The organism is Frigoribacterium sp. CFBP9030, from assembly GCF_034045195.1.
Taxonomy (GTDB): domain Bacteria; phylum Actinomycetota; class Actinomycetes; order Actinomycetales; family Microbacteriaceae; genus Frigoribacterium.
The window spans coordinates 50560-68428 of sequence record NZ_JAXCWG010000007.1; the positions used below are offsets into that span (position 1 = coordinate 50560).

The window sequence follows — 17869 nt, forward strand, 5'->3', positions numbered from 1 at the left end:
AGTATGCCCGAGCGAGCCCGGCGGGAAGGGGGCCACTGGGAAAGCACCCGGCGGGTGAACTCGCTCCGAGGCACCGGGTGGAGGGGAGGCCGCTAGCGTCGACTCGTGCCGACGAATTCCCGTGACCCGCTCGTCCCTCTCGCCGCCGTCGCCGTCGGCGACCTGACTCTGATCCCCGATGCGACGCGACCGGTGGCTGCGGTCGTCGACGGGGGCGGCGCATCGACGTTGATCACGTGGGGTGACGCATCAGTGCCGCGGCGAGCCGTGACGGGTGCCTCCGTCGTACCCACGGAGTCGGGTGCATGGGTCGTGTACGAATCCGACACGGGCGGCGCCGAAAATATCGTCGAGGCGATGGAGTACACCGCAGTCCATCTCACCTCCGAGGGTGTCACCGCCGCACACGACCTGGGGACGCACCGCCCGGTCGGCGACGACAGGGTGGGTCTATGGGCCGGCGACCCCCGCAGCGAGCGCGTCGTTCTGGATGGGCGAGGACGACCCGCTCGAGCAGTCGTCCGACGATGCGGGCGAGGAGGGATCGCCCGACCCCGCCATGCTCGAGCCGATGCCCGAGGAGCCGTTCTGGCCCGAGGCCGGGACCGATGTGCCCGACGATCACGGCGTGAACGACGACGACCACCAGCACGGGACCGACGGCGAAGCCGACCTCGACCTCGACAGCGACAGCGACGACACCCTCGTCATGACGGCCACGCAGTACACCTACCACTTCGTCGGCGCCGACGGGGTGGAGCACGACGACGACCCGCTGCCCGAACGCGAGCCCGCCGACCCGCTGCCGACCTCGCCCGGCGATCTCATCCGCGTCGGCCCGCGGGGCGAGCGCGACATGGTCCGGGTCGACCACCTCATCGACGGCGTCCGACTCGACCGCGACGACCTCGTGATCCGCTTCCATGCGACGGGCCCGCGCGAGATCGCCTCGCCCGACGGATGGGGCTGGAACGTCGTCTACGAGCCTCGGGAGGCTCGGGTCGACACGAGGGCCGGACTCCCGTCGTCGATCGACACCGGCTCACTCCCGTCGACGGCCGTCCCGCTCGAGCACGACGACGACTGGGAGGCGCAGGAGCAGGCCGAGACCGTCCTCCACGAGACTTGGGGAGACCGCTTCGACCTCACCGGCGTGGTCGGCGCGACCTGGCCGCTCTGGGACGGCGACGCGACGGCCCGCGACGAGGCCGTCGCCGCACTGAGCCGGCGCCTGGAGGCCCTGGCCGAGCCGGTCGTGGTGTGGACGCACGACCACCCCGCCCCGCGTCGGGGTCGCAGCGCGTACCGCGACGTCGTGGTCGAGCGTTGGGGCGCCTGGCCCGACACCGAGCTCGTCGTCTCGTTCGAGCACACCGCTGTGCCGTTCCTCCGCCTGAGCAGGAGGTACCGGGTGTTCGATGACGCCGGGTACCCCGAGTCGTGGGACTACGTCGACGTCCATCTCGAAGAGGACGTCGCCACCGGGCAGATGCCCCCGCGGTCGGCGGCAGTCGACGGCGTCCTCGAGATCTGACCCGCGCCTCCTCGGGATCCGACCCGCGCCTCCTCGGCGAGGTCGACCCGCGCCTCCTCGGCTCCGGCTCCGACCCCCGGGCGCACGACGGCGCCCGCGTCGGAGGAGGACTCCCCCGGCGCGGGCGCCGTCACTGCAGGTGCTGTTACTTGACGGCGATCGACTGCGCCTCGAGGGCGGCGATCGTCTTCTCCTGGCCGCTCTCGAGGGCCTCGAGCAGGGTGCCGTCGCCCGAGGCGGCGGTGCCGAAGCCGTCGGAGATGTCGCTGTAGGTCTGCGTCATCGTGGGGCCCCAGGTGAAGGGCTGGATGTTCTCGGCCGCGGTCGCGAACTCCTCGTAGATGGCCTGGTCGCCGTAGAACTCGACGCCCGAGGTCAGGGCCGGCAGCTCGGCGCCGGTGCTCGAGGCCGGGTACAGGTTGGCCTCCTTGTTGAGGGCGTCGAGCGCCTCGGTCGACGTGTTCAGCCAGACCAGGAACTGCGAGGCCTCAGCGGGGTGCTCGCTGCCCTTGAAGACGACGTTCGACGATCCGCCCCAGGCGGCCGACGCGGTCTCGCCCTCCTCCCACTGCGGCATGGGCGCGACGGCCCACTTGCCCGACGTGTCGGGGGCGCCGCTCGAGATGGTGTTGGCACCCCAGACGGCCGAGACCCAGGTCCAGTCCTGATCGGTGTTGTAGGCGTTGTTCCACTCGTCGGTGAAGCTCGGCAGGGTCGTGACGAGGTCCTTCGAGATGAGGTCCTGCCAGTAGTCGGCGACCTTGGTGGAGGCCTCGTCGGTCATGTCGACGCTCCACGTGCCGTCGCTGGTGTCGAACCACTGGCCGCCGGCCTGCGAGACGAGACCGGCGAACTGGTTCACGTCGCCCTTGGCGAAGTTCGTGATGCTGCCGCCCATCTCCTTGATCTTCACGGCGTCCTCGGCGTACTGCTCCCACGTGGTGGGGACGTCGAGTCCAGCCTTCTCGAAGAGGTCCTTGCGGTAGTAGAGGGCCATGGGGCCCGAGTCCTGGGGGATCGCGTAGACGCTGTCGTCCTCGCCGAAGGTGACCTGGTTCCACAGACCGTCCGAGAAGTCGGCCTCGGCGTCGCTCACTCCCTCGCACGAGGCGATGTTCGCCAGGCCGTCCTGCACCCGGAACGCGGGGAGGGTGTCGTACTCGACCTGCCCGATGTCGGGCGCGTTGCCCGCCTTCAGCTGGTTGAAGAAGTTCTGGTAGGTGCCGCTGTTGCCGTTCGGCACGATCGAGACCTTCACCTGGACGTCGGGGTTCTCCTCGTTCCAGAGGGCGACGACCTTGTCCATGTTGGGGACCCAGGTCGTGAAGTTGAGCGTGACGGGACCGGACGACGCGTCGCACGAGGCGGCGTCGCCGGAGCCGGATCCGCCGTCGGAGCCGCTGCCGGCGCTGCAGCCGGCGAGGGCGATGGTCGAGATCACGGCGGCCGCCGCGATCGAGAGGACTCTGGACTTCTTCATGTGATTTCCAATCGGGGTGCGAGACCGGGGAGCCCGGTCTCGGGAGGGAACGACGTCGTTTCCGTACGGGTTGGAGGTCGAGGAGGTGCGGGTCGGGTGACCCGGGAGGGGTGGCTTATTTGAGACCGCCGGCCCCCAGGCCGCTGCGCCAGAAGCGCTGCAGGCTGAGGAACGCGATCAGCAGGGGGATGATCGAGACGAACGCCCCCACGAGCACCAGGGTGCGGAGCTCGGGGTACTGGCTGACGTTGGAGTTCCAGGTGTAGAGACCGAGGGTCACCGGGAACAGCTCCTGCGAGCGCAGCATCACCAGGGGCAGGAAGAAGTTGTTCCAGATCGCGACGAACTGGAACAGGAACACGGTCACGAGGGCCGGCGACATGAGTCGGATCGCGACGGTGAAGAAGGTCCGGAGCTCGCTCGAGCCGTCGATGCGGGCGGCCTCCACGATCTCGTCGGGCACGCTGGACGCCGCGTAGATGCGGCTCAGGTAGACGCCGAACGGGCTGACGATGCTCGGCAGGAACACCGCCCAGAACGTGTCGGTCAGCTGCACCTCGCTGAAGATCAGGAACAGCGGGAGCGCCAGGGCCGTCGCCGGCACGAGCACGCCGCCCAGGAAGATGTTGAACAGCGCCTCGCGACCACGGAACCGGTACTTCGCCAGCGCGTAGCCGCACATCGCCGAGAGGATCGTGCCGAGACCGCCGGCGATCGTCGCGTAGACGATGCTGTTGACCATCCACCGCGGGAAGATGCCGTCGTTGTAGGTGAAGAGCTGCGCGATGTTGCCCGCGAAGTCCTGCAGCGACGTGGGCGAGAACCACAGCGCGGCGCTGGTGTTGAAGTTGTCGAGCGTCTTGGTCGACGAGACCAGCAGCCAGAAGATCGGGATCAGGAAGTAGAGCGTGAACGCGCCCATGATGATCATCGCGGCGGAGCGCGACATGACGCTCTCGCGGGGGCCGCGACCGCGCTGGCGGGCGGGGGTCGTCTTGTCGTCGAACGACTCGGCGGGACGGATGGGGGCGTCGACGGTCACTGGTCGGCCTTCCGCTGGGTCAACCGGAGGAATCCGATCGAGAGGATGAACGTGGCGACCGCGAGGACGACGCTGAACGCGGCCGCGAGGTTGAAGTTGGGCACCGACGACGTCGAGTAGACGAGCATGTTCGGCGTGAACGTCGACGAGATGGTCGATGTGAACTGGCGGAACACGAGCGGCTCGGTGAGCAGCTGCAGGGTGCCGATCACCGAGAAGACGGCGGTGAGCACGATGGCCGGGATCACCAGCGGGATCTTGATGGCGACGGCGATGCGGAACTGCGACGCCCCGTCGAGCCGTGCGGCCTCGTAGATCTCGGTGGGGATCGCGAGCAGCGACGAGTAGATGATCAGCATGTTGTAGCCGACGAACACCCAGGTGACGACGTTCGCGATGGCCCAGAGGACGGTGCCGCCGTCGAGCAGCCCGACGTTCGAGGTGACCGCCGAGAACGGCGACAGGCTCGGCGAGTACAGGTAGCCCCACATGATCGCGGCGATGACGCCGGGCACGGCGTACGGCGCGAAGAACGCGAGTCGGAAGAAGCGCTTGCCGCGGAGGAGGGGCGAGTCGAGCAGCAGGGCGAACAGCAGCGCGAGGAACAGCATCACGGGCACCTGCACGATGCCGAACATCAGCACCCGGAGGATGGACGCCCAGAACTCGGTGCTCTGGAACACCAGCGCGTACTGGGTCAGACCGCCGAAGACCTGCGTCGGGGCCCCGAAGGTGCCCTCGCGCTCGATCTTCTGCAGCGACTGGTACACGGCGTAGAGGATCGGCGTCAGGTAGAACGCGGCGAACAGCACCCCGAAGGGCAGGACGAAGATCGCGATCGCCTTGCGGTAGCGGAAGCCGCGGCGGGGCGCGGTCCTCTGCTTCGGCGCGGATCCGCGCCGTGGGATGTCGGCGGCTCGCGGGTCTCGCGGGCGGGCGGGGGTGACGGTCATGATGCCTTCCGGTCCTGACGGATGATGTGCGAGCCGCCCGCGGCGAGCTCGATGCGCCCCGCCACGTTCTGCTCGGAGACGAGGTCGTAGCCGGCGAAGTCGTGGGCGACGGTCTCGTCGGAGTGGTTCAGCACGAAGACCCACTCGTGCTGCTCGCCGACCCGGCGGACGATCTCGACACCGGGGTGGCCGGCTGCCTCGCTGCGGGCGGGAACACCGGCCTCGTCGACGACCCGGGCGACGAGGTCGCCGAGGGCCTCGGCGTCGAGCACGGTCGAGACGTACCAGCCGAGACCGCGGCCGTGGGTGTTGCGGGTGACGGCCGGGCGCCCGGCGAGGGTGCCCGAGGCGTACTCGACGACGGCCTCGGCGCCGACGAGCTCGACGGGCTCGGACCAGAGGCTGCCCGTGGCGCCCGGCAGACCGCCGGCGAGCTCGACGGTGCCGCCGACCGGCAGCGGGGCGAACTCGTCGACCCTGACCCCGAGCATCTCGCGGAACGCACCCGGGTAGCCGCCCGGACGGACCCCGTCGGTCTCGTCGACGATGCCGCTGAAGAACGTCACGAGGGCCGACCCGCCGTCGGCGACGAACGCGTCGACGACGGCCGCGTGCTCGTCGCGCACCAGGTAGAGGCTCGGCACGACCACGAGCGAGTAGCCGTCGAGCGGGGCGCCCGGCGCGACGACGTCGACCGTGACGCCGAGATCCCAGAGGGCGCCGTAGAGGCGGTGCACCTGCTCGATGTACGAGAAGTCGGCCGTGGGGTGCGCCTCGAGGTCGGCGGCCCACCAGTTCTCCCAGCTGAAGACGAGGGCGACGTCGGCGACCACGCGCGAGCCGCGCAGCTCGCCGAGGCGACCGGCCAGGGCGCCGAGACGCACCGACTCGTCCCAGATGCGCGACGACGTGCCGGCGTGCGGCAGCAGCGCGGAGTGGAACTTCTCGGTGCCCTTGACGGAGGCGCGCCACTGGAAGAAGCAGATGCCGTCGGCGCCGCGGGCGACATGGGAGGCGGTGTTCCGGAGCATCTCGCCCGGTGCCTTCGCGAGGTTGCGGGGCTGCCAGTTCACGGCGCCCGTCGAGTGCTCCATGAGGATCCACGGGGCGCCTCCGGCGAGACCGCGGGTCGTGTCGGCGGCGAAGGCCAGCTCGACGACGGGGCGCTCGAGGCGGTGATCGAGGTAGTGGTCGTTGGCGATGACGGCCATGTCGTCGGCCCAGCTCCAGTAGTCCTGGTTCTTGATGTGGGCGGCGACCATGAAGTTCGTCGTGATCGGCACGGCGCTGACGGCCTCGATGACGGTGGCCTCGGCGCGATAGTGCTCGAGCAGCGTGTCGGAGCTGAAGCGCTGGAAGTCGATGGTCTGCGCCGGATTGACGAACGACAGGGTCGCCCGCGGGGGCAGCACCTCGGCGAACGCCGAGTAGCGCTGGCTCCAGAAGGCCGTACCCCAGGCGGTGTTGAGGGCGTCGACGCTGCCGTAGCGCGCCTCCAGCCAGGCTCGGAATGCTCGGGCCGACTCGTCGCAGTAGCAGAGGGCGTTGTGGCAGCCGAGCTCGTTCGACACGTGCCAGAGCTTCACGGCGGGGTGCCGGCCGTAGCGCTCGGCGGTCGCGCGGACGAGCTGGAGGGCGCGCTCACGGAAGACGGGCGAGCTCGGGCAGTAGGCCTGACGGCCGCCGGGCCACCGCGTCGTGCCGTCCGCGGCCTGGGGCAGCACCTCGGGGTGGCGGGTGGTCAGCCACGGCGGCGGCGACGAGGTGCCGGTGCCGAGGTTGACCCCGATGCCCGCGGCGTGCAGCAGCTCGATGACGGCGTCGAGGTCGTCGAAGCGGAAGCGGCCGGGCTCGGGCTCGACGTGCGACCAGCCGAAGATGTTGATGGCGACCAGGTTGACCCCGGCCTCGCGCATCAGGGCGACGTCGTCGACCCAGGTCTCGGGCGACCACTGCTCGGGGTTGTAGTCGCAGCCGAAGACGAGACCGTCGAGCCCGAGATCGAGCGCGGTCTGCTGCGGGAGGGTCTGGGTGAGCACGGGGCCTCGGCTTCGTCGGCGGGCGATCCCCCACCGACTCGAGGCCGGAGCCCTTCGTCTGTGAAGGTTCACACATGATGTCTGTGATCGTTCCCACATTCGCGACGGCAAGACCGCGGCGACAATTTCTGGGAAGGTTCACAGAGTAAAGCCCACCCGTCGCGGATTTGTCAACATCACTCACGTTCTCCTTCGTCCACAGCCGCTCGTTCCGGCCTCACGACCCCTCTCAGGCTCAGCTAAGGTGACTCCCATGTCCGGTCCGAGATCCCCGAGACGCCGGGCCACGATCCACGACGTGGCGGCCGAGGCGGGCATCTCGCGCGGCACCGTCTCGCGGGTGCTGAACAACGAGCCGTACGTGTCGGCGCAGGCGCGCGAGGCCGTCGAGGCGGCCGTGGCCAAGGTCGGCTACGTGCGCAACGCGGCGGCCCGCAACCTCGTCACGCAGCGCTCGAGAGCGATCGCGCTGATCGTGCACGAGCCGCACTCGGTCGTGCTCGACGATCCCAACATCGGCAACATCCTGATCGGCACGAACGCCGTCCTGTCGCAGGCCGACCACCAGCTCGTCACCCTGATGATCGACTCGCAGCGCGACAGCGACCGGGTCATCGAGTACCTCCGCGGCGGCTTCGTCGACGGGGCGATCATCCTGTCGGCCCGTACGGGCGACCCGATCTCCGAGGCGGTCGCCGAGCTGCGCCTCCCCGCGTCGTTCGTCGGCCACCCGCCCGACGCCCCCGACATCCCGTTCATCGGCATCGACAACCGCGCCGCGGCCGAGGCGATCGTCCGCCGCCTCGTCGACACCGGTCGGCGTCGCATCGGCATGCTCGCCTCCGGGCTCGACCGCGACTCGGGCGAAGACCGCCTCGCCGGGTTCCGCACGGCGCTCGGCGACCTGTTCGACCCCGACCTCGTCGTCCGCAACCCGTTCTACAGCTACACAGCTGGGGTCGACGGCATGTCCGAGCTGCTGCGGCGCGACCCCGCGGTCGACGGCGTCTTCGCGGCGTCCGACGCCGTCGCCGCCGGGGCCCTCGACGTGCTGCACCGCCGCGGCATCGAGGTGCCCGCGCAGGTCGGCATCGTCGGCTTCGACGACAGCTCGTGGGCCCTCCGCTGCACCCCGGCCCTCTCGACCGTGCGCCAGCCCGCCGAAGACCTCGGCCGCCGCGCCGCGCAGCAGGTGCTCGACCAGCTGGGCGGCGCCGACCTGCCCACCACGGGCGTGCTGCTCCCCACCGACATCATGTGGCGCGACAGCGCTTGATGGGCACGGCGCGCGACAGCGCCTGACAGGCACAGCGCGCGACAGCGCTTGATGGGCACAGCGCGCGACAGCGGCCCTGCTTGTGTGCAGATCCCGACAGAATCGGCCGAAAAGATGGCGCTGAGCCACCAAAAGGCACCTGAGCCGCGATTTAGTCGGGTTCGGTACACCAGGCCGAGCATGCGCGGTCGGGTTCGGCACACCGAGGAGGCGCGGGCACCCGATCGGAACGCGATCCGTGCAGCGGGTGCAAGGTTGTTCGATGACGTCCACACCGCACGACTCCCCCGACACCGCAGTGCTCTTCGACATCGACGGCACCCTCGTCGACTCCAACTACGCGCATGTCGACGCCTGGTCGCGGGCCTTCGCCGAGGTCGGTCACCCGGTGGACAGCTGGCGGATCCACCGCTCGATCGGCGAGGACTCGTCGCTGCTGATCTCCGGCCTGATCGGCGACGATGCTGACGACGACCTCGTCGAGAAGGTGAAGGACGCCCACACCCGCTTCTACGACGAGCACCTCGGCGACGGCGGCGACCTGCACGTCCTCGACCGCGCGACCGACCTCCTCGAGGCGCTCGCCGGCCGCGGTCACTCGGTGGTGCTCGCGACGAGCGCACCCGAGAACGAGTTGAAAGCGCTGCGCTCCTTGCTGCAGATCGAAGACGCCCTCTGGGCCGTCACCTCGAGCGAAGACGTCGAGACCGCCAAACCCGACCCGGGCATCGTCGAGGTCGCCCTCGAGAAGGCGGGCGTGCCCGCCGCGCAGGCGATCATGGTCGGCGACGCGGTGTGGGACGTCGCGGCGGCCCACCGCGCCGGCGTCCGCTGCATCGGCGTGCTGAGCGGCGGATTCTCGCGCGACGAGCTCGTCGAGGCGGGTGCCGACGAGGTCTACGACGACGTCGCCGATCTGCTCGACTCGCTCGACACCAGCCTGATCGGCCGACTCGGCCGCGAGTAGTCCGCGGACGCCACCCCGCCGCACGCACCACGAAGTGGACGAGACTCCGCGTATCGCACGGTGTCTCGTCCACTCGGAGGCACGCGCTGGGCGCTCCTCGCGACGCGCTGCGCCCGACGCGCGACGCGCTACAGCTGCGGCCCCAGGTCCCCGTTCGCCGAGGCGAGCTGCTGCTGCTGCTGGCGACGACGGCGGGCCACGAGCACGGCGCCCGAGGCGACGAGCATCAGGGCGAGCAGCAGCGCCGGCAGCGCCTCCGACCCGGTGAAGGCGAGCGGTCCGGAGCCGGCCGTGCCCGCACCACCCGCGCCGCCCGCGCTGCCGTCATCCGCGCCCGGCACGACGCCGGCGGGGTCGGTCGGCGTCGCCGACGGGTCGCCCGGTGCCGGGGTCGCCGACGGGGTCGCCGTCGGGGCCGGCACGACCGCTCCGTCGACGACCGCGACGACCGCACTCAGGGAGAGGCCCGACTGCACGCCGGTCAGGGTGACCGTCGCGGTCCCCGCCTCGGCGGGAGCCGTCGCGCTGACCGTCACGGTGCCGTCGACCACGTCGACGAGCCCGAGGTCGACCGGGTCGCTGCCGTCACCCGCGTCGAGCACTGCCCGCACCTGACGGTCGCCGCCCAGCCCTGCGGCCGAGACCGTGAACCCGCTGTCGGGCGCCACCTCGGTCGGACCCGAGATCGTCGCGTCGGCGCTCAGTCCGTCGAGGTCGCGGTCGAGCTCGAGGGCGTTCGCGATGGTGAAGAAGTTGTCGGTCTGGTCGATCAGGCCGACCACGTTGCCGGCGCCGGGGCCGTAGCCCGCGACCCGCAGCTGCGATCCGGTGTGCTGCTGCGATCCGCCGGCCGCGGCCGTGCCGTAGGCGATCTTCATCGTCGTGCCGTCGACCGTGGTCAGCGCGGTGCTGAGCGTCGCGGGCGGCGTGCTGTCGACGATCTGGCTGGTGTGCGCGTGGTCCGCCGTGACGATGACCATCGTGTCGCCGTCGGCGATCGCGAAGTCGAGCGCGGCCCGCACGGCCTCGTCGAGGTCGAGCACCTCGCCGATCTGACCGCAGGCGTCGGCGCTGTGGTCGCGCTTGTCGATCGAGGCGCCCTCGACCTGCAGGAAGAAGCCCTCGTCGCCGGTGTCCAGCAGGTCGATCGACTTCTCGGTGAGCGAGCGCAGCGAGAGGTCGGTCGAGAGGCGCTGGGGGTTCGGCGTGCAGGTCTGCGGTGCGAGGTCGGCGCCGCCGACGGTCGCGGTCGTGGCGGCGAAGCGCGTCGGGAAGTTGCCGTCGGTGAACGTGCCGAGCACCGGGGCCGTCTGGTCGGCGGCGGCCAGGGCGCCGAGACCCGCGGCGTCGCGGACGATCTGGTAGCCGCGGTCGGCCGCCTGGTCGAACAGGGTCTCGCCCTGCCACTGACCGGCACGGGCGGTCTGCGTGAACGACGCCGCGCCTCCTCCGAGGGTGACGTCGGCCCGGGTGCCGATGATCTGCTCGCTGATCGAGCCGAGACCGCCCTGGTCGAGGGCGTCGGCGCCGCACTGGGTCACCGAGTCGGGGCCGTAGCAGCTCCGCGCGGCGACGTGGGCGGCCTGCACGGCCGGGGTCGCGTCCTGCAGCTCGGCCGTCGACACGTTGCCGGTCTTCTTGCCGTTCGCCTTGGCGATCTCGAGCAGGGTGTCCTGCGGGACACCGTCGATGTCGACCGAGATCGCGTTGTCGTACGTCTTCGTGCCGGTGGCCCAGGCTGAACCGGTCGCGGCGGAGTCGGGCACGTAGTCCGGCTTCCCCTTGTTCGCGCCGTCGCGGTACAGCGAGTAGGTCGTGTACTGGCCGGTCAGCGGCAGGGCGTCGATGCCGGGCAGCTGCCCGCCGGCGCCGTAGGCGTAGTTGCGAGCCGAGGTGATCTCGGAGTCGCCCATGCCGTCGCCGATCAGCAGGATGACGTTCTTCGCCGGTCCGCCCTTCACGGAGTCGAGCAGCACCTGCGTGCTGTCGTCGATGCTGCGGGCGGCGCCGCCGTTCTCGGCGACCTCGGCGGGCGTCGCGGCGGACGCAACGGTGGGGACGAGGGCCAAGGAGGCGCTGATCGCCACCGCCCCCGTGATGAGGGCCGCGCGGCGGCGGCGGGTCGTGGGGGTCACTTCGTGCTCCTGCTCCAGGTGATCGACGGTGCGGGTCCACCCCTGATCGGGGGACCGCATCAGTCGACCGGTCCGCCGATAACACCGCGTGTCGTCCGGGTGTCCGACAGGTGTCGGGCCACGGAACGCACTGCGCGCGCCGCAGACTTGCGCCATCTGCACCGATCGCGGCGGGGACCCGGGCGGAGCGATTATCGTGGCTCCTCGATGACCGACACCGCGCCTCCTCGACTCGAGACCGCCGTCGTCCGTCCGCAGGGCGTGTCGTGAGCACGATGTTCCGCAGCCTCTCGCTGGTCAACTACCGGCTGTGGTTCGCCGGCGCCCTCGTGTCGAACATCGGCACCTGGATGCAGCGCACGGCGCAGGACTGGCTCGTCCTCACCGATCTGACCGACGACGATGCGACGGCGCTCGGCATCACCATGGCGCTGCAGTTCGCGCCACCCATCCTGATGGTGCCCGTCACGGGGCTGATCGCCGACCGGTTCGACCGGAGACGGCTGCTGATGGTGACGCAGCTGAGCATGGGCCTGCTCGGACTCGCCCTCGGCCTGCTCGTGCTGACCGACACGGTCGAGCTCTGGATGGTCTACGTCTTCGCTCTGCTGCTCGGCGTCGCAGCCGCCATCGATGCGCCCGTGCGGCAGAGCTTCGTCTCCGAGCTCGTCCCGCCCGGTCATCTCACCAACGCCGTCAGTCTCAACTCGGCCTCGTTCAACGGCGCCCGCCTGATCGGCCCGGCCGTCGCGGGGGTGCTCATCGCGACGATCGGCACGGGCTGGGTGTTCATGATCAACGCCGGCTCGTTCGCGGCGGTGCTGCTGTCGCTGCGGTTCATCCGGGTGGCGCAGCTCGAGCTGAAACCGGTCGTCTCGCGAGCGAAGGGCCAGATCAGAGAGGGGTTCCGGTACGTCCGCGACCGTCCCGACCTCGTGGTCGTCTTCGTCATGGTGTTCGTGATCGGCACCTTCGGCCTCAACTTCGCCATCTTCACCTCGACGATGGCGAGCGTCGAGTTCGGCACCGACGCGAGCGGCTTCGGCCTGCTCTCGTCGTGCATCGCCGTCGGCTCGCTGGCCGGCGCCCTGCTCTCGGCCCGACGCGAGCGGCCCCGATGGCGCGTGCTGATCGCGGCCGCGCTCGCCTTCGGCGTCACCTGCCTCGTCTCGGCCCTGATGCCGTCGTACTGGAGCTTCGCCGCCGTGCTCGTCGCGGTCGGGCTGTCGTCGATCACCCTCATGACGACGGCGAACGCGACCGTGCAGCTGACGACGGCACCGAGGATGCGCGGCCGCGTCATGGCCCTCTACATGGCGGTCTTCACGGGTGGCACGCCGCTCGGCGCACCGGTCGTCGGCTGGGTCGCCGACGTGGCCGGCCCCCGCTGGGCCATCGGCGTGGCCGCCGCCTCGGGCTTCGTCGCCGCCGCCGTGGCGGTCGTGTGGCTGATCCGGGGTCGGCATCTGCGCGTGCACCGGGTGCTGCCCGACGACCCGGCGGTGGCGACGGGCGCGCTCCCCGTGGTCGGTGCCGGGCGGTTCCACTACACGCTGCAGCACGACGGCGACGCCGCGGGGCAGACCGCCGCTCGCGAGCGCGCCGCGCGCGAGCAGGCGGCCCGCGATCTCGGTCTGGACGAGGGGACCGCGACGGACCGGCCGACCTGACCCGCGCCTCCTCGGGCCGACGGTTCTGTCGACCCGCGCACTGGGGGCCTTCAGGCCCACCGCTCCGCCTCTAGGGTGAGTGGTGAGGATGTCCCAGCATCTAAACTGGACGGACCTTTCCACCTCTTCGTGCGACGGGTACCACAAGCACGAAACGGACGGTCACCGCCGTCCGCGATGGAGGACGCATGTCGGATCAGAGCACCAGCGGGCCTCGGTCGCGGTTCCTCACCCGGGCAGCCGAGCGGATCTCGACCCGCCGCCTCCCGTTCGTCAAGCAGGCGTTCATCGCCGCGCTCATGCTCGCCGCGGGCGTGCTCAGCACGAGCGCGCCGTGGCTGACGGTCACCGACGCCGTCGCCCTCTGGTCCGGGGTCGCCCTGGCGGGCCTCGCCCTCGGCTTCGCGCTCGCCATCGACCGGGGCGTCGTGCCGCTGCGCTGGGAGCTGCTGATCCCCGCCGCCGACTTCGTCGCCGTGGGTCTGCTCCGGCACGGCACCGGCGACAGCCGCTCGGTCTACCTCAACTTCGTGCTGCTGCCCATCGTCTGGATCGCGGCCAACCCGGGACGACGCCACGTCGTCTACCCGGCCATCGGATCGTCGGTCACCCTGCTGATGCCGTTCCTGTTCGACCCGTCGGGGCCGCCGTCGAGCGAGGTCGTGCGACTCGTGCTGTCCGTCGTCGTCTACGGCACCCTCGCGGTCGCCGTGAACGAGCTGGCCCGGCAGGCCGAACTGCGCCTCACCCTGTCGCAGGCCCGGCGGCGCGCCGTCCAGGGCGAGCTCGACCGCGCCGCCGTGGTGCAGCAGTCGCTGCTGCCGCCGGACGCGTCGACCCTGCCGAACTCGTTCTCGGTCTTCGGCGCGTGCGTGCCGGCCCGCACCGTCGGCGGCGACTTCTTCGACTGGTACCCCACCGACGACGGCATCGCGCTGACCCTCGGCGACGTCATGGGCAAGGGCGTCGGCGCGGGCATGATCGCGGCAGCCGTCCGGGCGGTCATGCGCAGCTCGGCCGACGAGTCGGACCCTGCGACGGCCCTCAAGCGCGCCTCCACCGGGGTCGAGACGGGCGGTCTCGGGGTCGACACCCAGTTCACCACCTGCTTCCATGCCCGGATCGGCATGGACGGCGTCATCCACTGGTCGGACGCCGGTCACGGCCTCGCCGTGCTGCGCCGCGCCGACGGAACGGTCGAGCGGCTGCGCTCGCTCAACCTGCCGATCGGCATCGGCACGGAGTGGACGACCTTCACCACGCAGGCCCGCGCCGGCGACACCCTGATCTGCGTCAGCGACGGCGTGCTCGACCTCTACGACGACGAGCTGGAGGCGGTCAACCGCTTCGAGGACCTCGTGCGTCAGACGCCCGGCGCGGCCGCCATCGTCCACTCGATCGCCGCCACGGCCGGGTTGGAGGAGCGCCCCGACGACGTCACCGTCATGGCGGCGACGTTCGAGCCGGCCCGCACGACCCCGACCCGCGACTAGACGCTCGCCCCGAACGGCTACCGGTCGAAGAAGTCGCTCAGCCCGGGGATCTGGAAGTTCGAGCCGAACTCGCTCGCCTGCTCGCCGAGACCGCCGACGAAGTCCCCGCCGCTCGCGGCGAGGTCCTCCCCGCTCGCGGCGAGACCGTCGACGCCCTCGAAGCCACCCAGCCCCTCGAGACCCTCGAACCCGCCGGTGAACTGCTCGAAGTCGACGCCCGAGGCGAGGGCGTCGGTCAGCAGCGGCGCCGCGACGGCGCTGAGGGCCGCCCCGCCGGCCACCGCGAGCGCGAGGCCTCCGAGTGCGGCGACGCCGGCACCGGCGGCGGCACCGGCCGCCACCTTGCCCCCGCTGCTGCCCAGCACGCGCTTCATCAGCCCGGGCCGGGCGACCTCGCCGCGGGTCGCCGAGCGGGCCAGGTCGGCCGGGCTGCTCGACGCCGGGCGATCGCCGGCCGGGGACTCGGCGGTGAGACGGGCCAGCACCTGCTCGCGCTGCGCGGGCGTCAGTCGCTCGAACGCGTCGCGGTGCACCTGCTCGAGCTGCTGCGGCGGTGCGGTCTGCAAGAGGTAGTCGTACTTGGCGAGCGCCTGCCGGTCGGCCGGCGACAGCCCGGCACCGGATCGTCCGTCGCGAGCCTGCCCGGGGTTCTGCTGCCGGGGCGCGCCCTGGCCGTAGCTCTGCTGGCCCTGGTCATAGCCCTGGGGCTGGCGGTCGTAGCCCTGGCCGTAGCCCTGGCCGCCCTGGCCCTGGCGCTGGCCCTGGCCCTGGCCGTAGCCCTGGCCGCCCTGGCCCTGTCGGTCGTCGCCCGTCACCTTGTCGGTGACCTTGCGCACCATGTCGCGCCAGTCCGTCGACCCGGAGCCCGAGCCTGGTCGCGCACCCGAGCCGCTCCCGGAGTTCGAGTTGTCGAGCGCGCGCTTGGCGGCACCGATGAGTCGTGAGAAGTCAGCCATGCGTCGATGCTGTCGACCCCGGATCGGAGAAGACCCCGCGAACCCCGTGCAACCGCCCGGAACGTGCGCACTGTGCACGACACAGCGCCTCCTCCGCGCACCCGTGCTCACCCGCGGAGCCCTCCCGAGGACTACATTCTCAGCAGGGCTGCATCACCCAGCCCGTCCCATCCGGGCCCGTATGGCCCGTCCGTCCAGTCCGCAAGAGGAGGTGCCCCATGAACAGAGTCTCCGCAGCAGTCACCGCCGGCCTCGTCATGAGCGCCGCCGGTCTGCTGATCGCCCTCGCCTCGACCTTCCGGCTCGTGCAGACGGGTCTCTTCTCCGGCGACTACGTCGCCCCCGGCCAGCTCGACTTCGAGGCCGTGGCGTTCGCCGTGCTCGGCATCGGCCTCTTCGTCTCGGGGCTCGCCTTCGCCCTGGTCGGTCTCGCCGACATAGTCCTCGGCGCCCTGCCCGCCGACTCGGTCGAACCGACCTCCGACCCCGCCGAGGAGGCGCGCCAGGCCCCCGCGGACCAGCGCGCGGTCGTTCCCCGCCCGGCTCCCCCGGCCCGCGCCTCCTCCGTTCCCGACCGCGCGGGCTACGAGCCCGCCGCGTACGAGCCGGCCCGCCACGCCTCCGTCCAGGACGAGCCCCGGGGGTACGTGCCCGAGGGGCGCGCACCCGAGAGACGGGCACCCGTCGACGACGCTCCGGTCGGGCCCAGCGCCGCCGACCGGCTGCGCACCCGGAGTGCGACGATCGCGGCCGCGGCCGGACCGATCGCCAAGTCGGGGTGGGACCGCGTCCGCAGCAGCAGCCGGGCCGCCGGGGCCGCGACCGCCGCCGGGGCGCGCGCCACGGGGGATGGCATGCGCCGCGCCTCCTCGGCCGCTGCAGCCCGTGCCCGCGAGAACGCCCGCGCTCTCGCCGCCGCGCGTGAGGTCGACCGCCAGCGCGACCTCGAGCGCGAGGAGGCCCTGACCAGCGCCCGCGCGAGGTTCCTCGCCGACCGCCATTCGCCGACGACGCCGTCACCCACGACGCTGCGCCCGGCGAACCTGCCTCCCGTGTCGCCGCGTCCTGCTGCGCAGCGTCCTGCGGAGCCGCGTCCTGCTGCGCAGCGTCCCGTGGGCCAGCGTTCGGCGGAGCAGCGTCCGGCGGAGCAGCCGCCGACCGCCGAGACGCCGACCGGCTCCGGCACCCGACAGCGCTGACTCCACAGGTCAGCCGTCGACCCCGACGGCGGCTCGTCGTCGTGACCTAGGCTCGGCTCGTGCCGAACGCCATCGAACCGACCTCTCCTCGCAGCCTCGCCCGGGTCCGCTCGACCCGCCGATCCGCCCGCTTCGGGGCCGCTCTCGCGACCTGCGCCGTGCTCGTGCTCGGGGTGACCGCCTGCTCGACGGGGTCGGGTGACGGTGCGGCCAGCGCCTCCTCCTCCGAGGTCGCCCTGCCCCCGGCCGGTGCAGGCTTCGATTACCAATTAGGAGGCGCGTCGGCCGTCCCCGACGGAGCCTCGGTCGTCGCACGAGACAGCACCGACGAACCCGCCGACGGCGCCTACGGCATCTGCTACGTGAACGGATTCCAGACCCAGCCGGGCGTCGACTGGCCGAGCGATCTGCTCGTGCGACTGCCCGGCGGCGAACCGCTGGTCGACCCGAACTGGCCCGACGAGCACATCCTCGACATCGCGACCGACCCGAACCGTCAGGCGATCGCCGCCCGCCTGGCGACCAGCATCGACGGCTGCGCCGACGCCGGCTACCAGGCGGTGGAGTTCGACAACCTCGACTCGTGGACCCGCTCCGACGGCGCGTTCGACGAAGACGACGCGGTCGCCTACGCGACGCTGCTCGTCGCCGAGGCCCATGAGGTCGGTCTGGCGGCCGCGCAGAAGAACACGGCCGATCTCGGCGCCCGCGGTCGAGACGAGATCGGCTACGACTTCGCGATCACGGAGGAGTGCGATCTCTTCGACGAGTGCGACACGTTCACCGACGTGTACGGCGCGCTGGTGTTCGACGTCGAGTACACCGACGACCTGCGGGGCACGGCCGCCGAGGTGTGCGACCGCGTCGCCGCGCTCGACCCGGCGCCCACGACGATCGTGCGCGACCGCGACCTCGTGCCGGCCGACGACCCGGCCTACGCGTACACCGCCTGCTGAGCCGCGCTGCGCTGCGCTGAGCTGCTTTGCACTGCGCTGCACTGAGCTGAGCTGCTTTGCACTGCACTGCACCGCGTTGAGCTACTCGGGGTTCGGCGGGTTCCCGTCATCGGCGGGGGGGCAGCGGTGGCCCCCCCCCGGTGCCCCGGACGCGCCCCAACCACCCCCG

13 protein-coding genes are annotated in these 17869 nt (G+C 71.4%); 7 read left to right on the forward strand and 6 right to left on the reverse strand.

What is annotated here, in order from left to right:
- The first annotated feature begins 391 nt into the window (after positions 1-391).
- Positions 392-1534, forward strand: a complete 1143-nt coding sequence (locus SOM13_RS09495) for a hypothetical protein (protein WP_320479539.1) — start codon at positions 392-394, stop codon at positions 1532-1534.
- A 145-nt stretch (positions 1535-1679) separates the two neighbouring features.
- Here SOM13_RS09495 and SOM13_RS09500 read toward each other — a convergent pair whose 3' ends face one another.
- The 4 genes from SOM13_RS09500 to SOM13_RS09515 all read right to left on the reverse strand — a co-directional run bounded on the left by SOM13_RS09500 (position 1680) and on the right by SOM13_RS09515 (position 7048).
- Positions 1680-3014 carry an ABC transporter substrate-binding protein gene (locus tag SOM13_RS09500; RefSeq protein WP_320479540.1) on the reverse strand — a complete coding sequence of 445 codons (1335 nt, stop codon included), beginning with the start codon at positions 3012-3014 and terminating at the stop codon, positions 1680-1682.
- 115 nt (positions 3015-3129) lie between these two features.
- Positions 3130-3963 (reverse strand): carbohydrate ABC transporter permease, encoded by an 834-nt coding sequence (locus SOM13_RS09505; RefSeq protein WP_320479609.1) that lies wholly within the window; start codon positions 3961-3963, stop codon positions 3130-3132.
- 89 nt (positions 3964-4052) lie between these two features.
- A complete protein-coding gene (locus SOM13_RS09510) occupies positions 4053-5009 on the reverse strand; it encodes a sugar ABC transporter permease (protein WP_320479541.1) in 957 nt (318 codons plus the stop codon).
- On the reverse strand, positions 5006-7048 hold the full coding sequence (locus tag SOM13_RS09515) for a beta-galactosidase (protein WP_320479542.1): 2043 nt from the start codon (positions 7046-7048) through the stop codon (positions 5006-5008). The genes SOM13_RS09510 and SOM13_RS09515 overlap by 4 nt, the downstream gene beginning before the upstream one ends.
- Before the next feature lie 253 nt (positions 7049-7301).
- Between SOM13_RS09515 and SOM13_RS09520 the strand changes: the two genes are divergently transcribed.
- Positions 7302-8324: a LacI family DNA-binding transcriptional regulator gene (locus tag SOM13_RS09520; RefSeq protein WP_320479543.1), complete on the forward strand. Its 1023-nt coding sequence runs from the start codon at positions 7302-7304 to the stop codon at positions 8322-8324.
- A gap of 262 nt (positions 8325-8586) precedes the next feature.
- The gene (locus SOM13_RS09525; RefSeq protein WP_320479544.1) at positions 8587-9291 is read left to right on the forward strand and encodes an HAD family hydrolase; all 705 of its coding nucleotides are present in this window, start codon (positions 8587-8589) and stop codon (positions 9289-9291) included.
- Positions 9292-9419: 128 nt separating this feature from the next.
- Here the strand turns inward: SOM13_RS09525 and phoA are convergent, their stop codons facing one another.
- On the reverse strand, positions 9420-11426 hold the full coding sequence (gene phoA / locus SOM13_RS09530; RefSeq protein WP_320479545.1) for an alkaline phosphatase: 2007 nt from the start codon (positions 11424-11426) through the stop codon (positions 9420-9422).
- Positions 11427-11692: 266 nt separating this feature from the next.
- Here phoA and SOM13_RS09535 point away from each other — a divergent pair, with 266 nt between their 5' ends.
- A complete protein-coding gene (locus tag SOM13_RS09535; protein WP_320479546.1) occupies positions 11693-13096 on the forward strand; it encodes an MFS transporter in 1404 nt (467 codons plus the stop codon).
- A 188-nt stretch (positions 13097-13284) separates the two neighbouring features.
- Complete coding sequence (locus SOM13_RS09540; protein ID WP_243216442.1) at positions 13285-14589, forward strand: PP2C family protein-serine/threonine phosphatase; 1305 nt, start codon at positions 13285-13287, stop codon at positions 14587-14589.
- Positions 14590-14606: 17 nt separating this feature from the next.
- On the opposite strand, the gene SOM13_RS09545 is transcribed toward SOM13_RS09540, so the two are convergent.
- The gene (locus tag SOM13_RS09545) at positions 14607-15545 is read right to left on the reverse strand and encodes a hypothetical protein (protein ID WP_320479547.1); all 939 of its coding nucleotides are present in this window, start codon (positions 15543-15545) and stop codon (positions 14607-14609) included.
- A gap of 218 nt (positions 15546-15763) precedes the next feature.
- Here SOM13_RS09545 and SOM13_RS09550 point away from each other — a divergent pair, with 218 nt between their 5' ends.
- Entirely contained in the window at positions 15764-16744 is a 981-nt protein-coding gene (locus SOM13_RS09550) for a hypothetical protein (RefSeq protein WP_320479548.1), read from the forward strand.
- 59 nt (positions 16745-16803) lie between these two features.
- Positions 16804-17700 carry an endo alpha-1,4 polygalactosaminidase gene (locus SOM13_RS09555; RefSeq protein ID WP_320479549.1) on the forward strand — a complete coding sequence of 299 codons (897 nt, stop codon included), beginning with the start codon at positions 16804-16806 and terminating at the stop codon, positions 17698-17700.
- Positions 17701-17869: the final 169 nt, after the last annotated feature.

What these genes read in the sequence shown, in the direction of transcription:
- SOM13_RS09505 (WP_320479609.1), bottom strand. Translation starts at nt 3,963, where the DNA reads ATGTCGCGCTCCGCCGCGATGATCATCATGGGCGCGTTCACGCTCTAC.
- SOM13_RS09545 (WP_320479547.1), bottom strand. Translation starts at nt 15,545, where the DNA reads ATGGCTGACTTCTCACGACTCATCGGTGCCGCCAAGCGCGCGCTCGAC.
- SOM13_RS09520 (WP_320479543.1), top strand. Translation starts at nt 7,302, where the DNA reads ATGTCCGGTCCGAGATCCCCGAGACGCCGGGCCACGATCCACGACGTG.
- SOM13_RS09525 (WP_320479544.1), top strand. Translation starts at nt 8,587, where the DNA reads ATGACGTCCACACCGCACGACTCCCCCGACACCGCAGTGCTCTTCGAC.
- SOM13_RS09500 (WP_320479540.1), bottom strand. Translation starts at nt 3,014, where the DNA reads ATGAAGAAGTCCAGAGTCCTCTCGATCGCGGCGGCCGCCGTGATCTCG.
- SOM13_RS09550 (WP_320479548.1), top strand. Translation starts at nt 15,764, where the DNA reads ATGAACAGAGTCTCCGCAGCAGTCACCGCCGGCCTCGTCATGAGCGCC.
- SOM13_RS09540 (WP_243216442.1), top strand. Translation starts at nt 13,285, where the DNA reads ATGTCGGATCAGAGCACCAGCGGGCCTCGGTCGCGGTTCCTCACCCGG.
- SOM13_RS09510 (WP_320479541.1), bottom strand. Translation starts at nt 5,009, where the DNA reads ATGACCGTCACCCCCGCCCGCCCGCGAGACCCGCGAGCCGCCGACATC.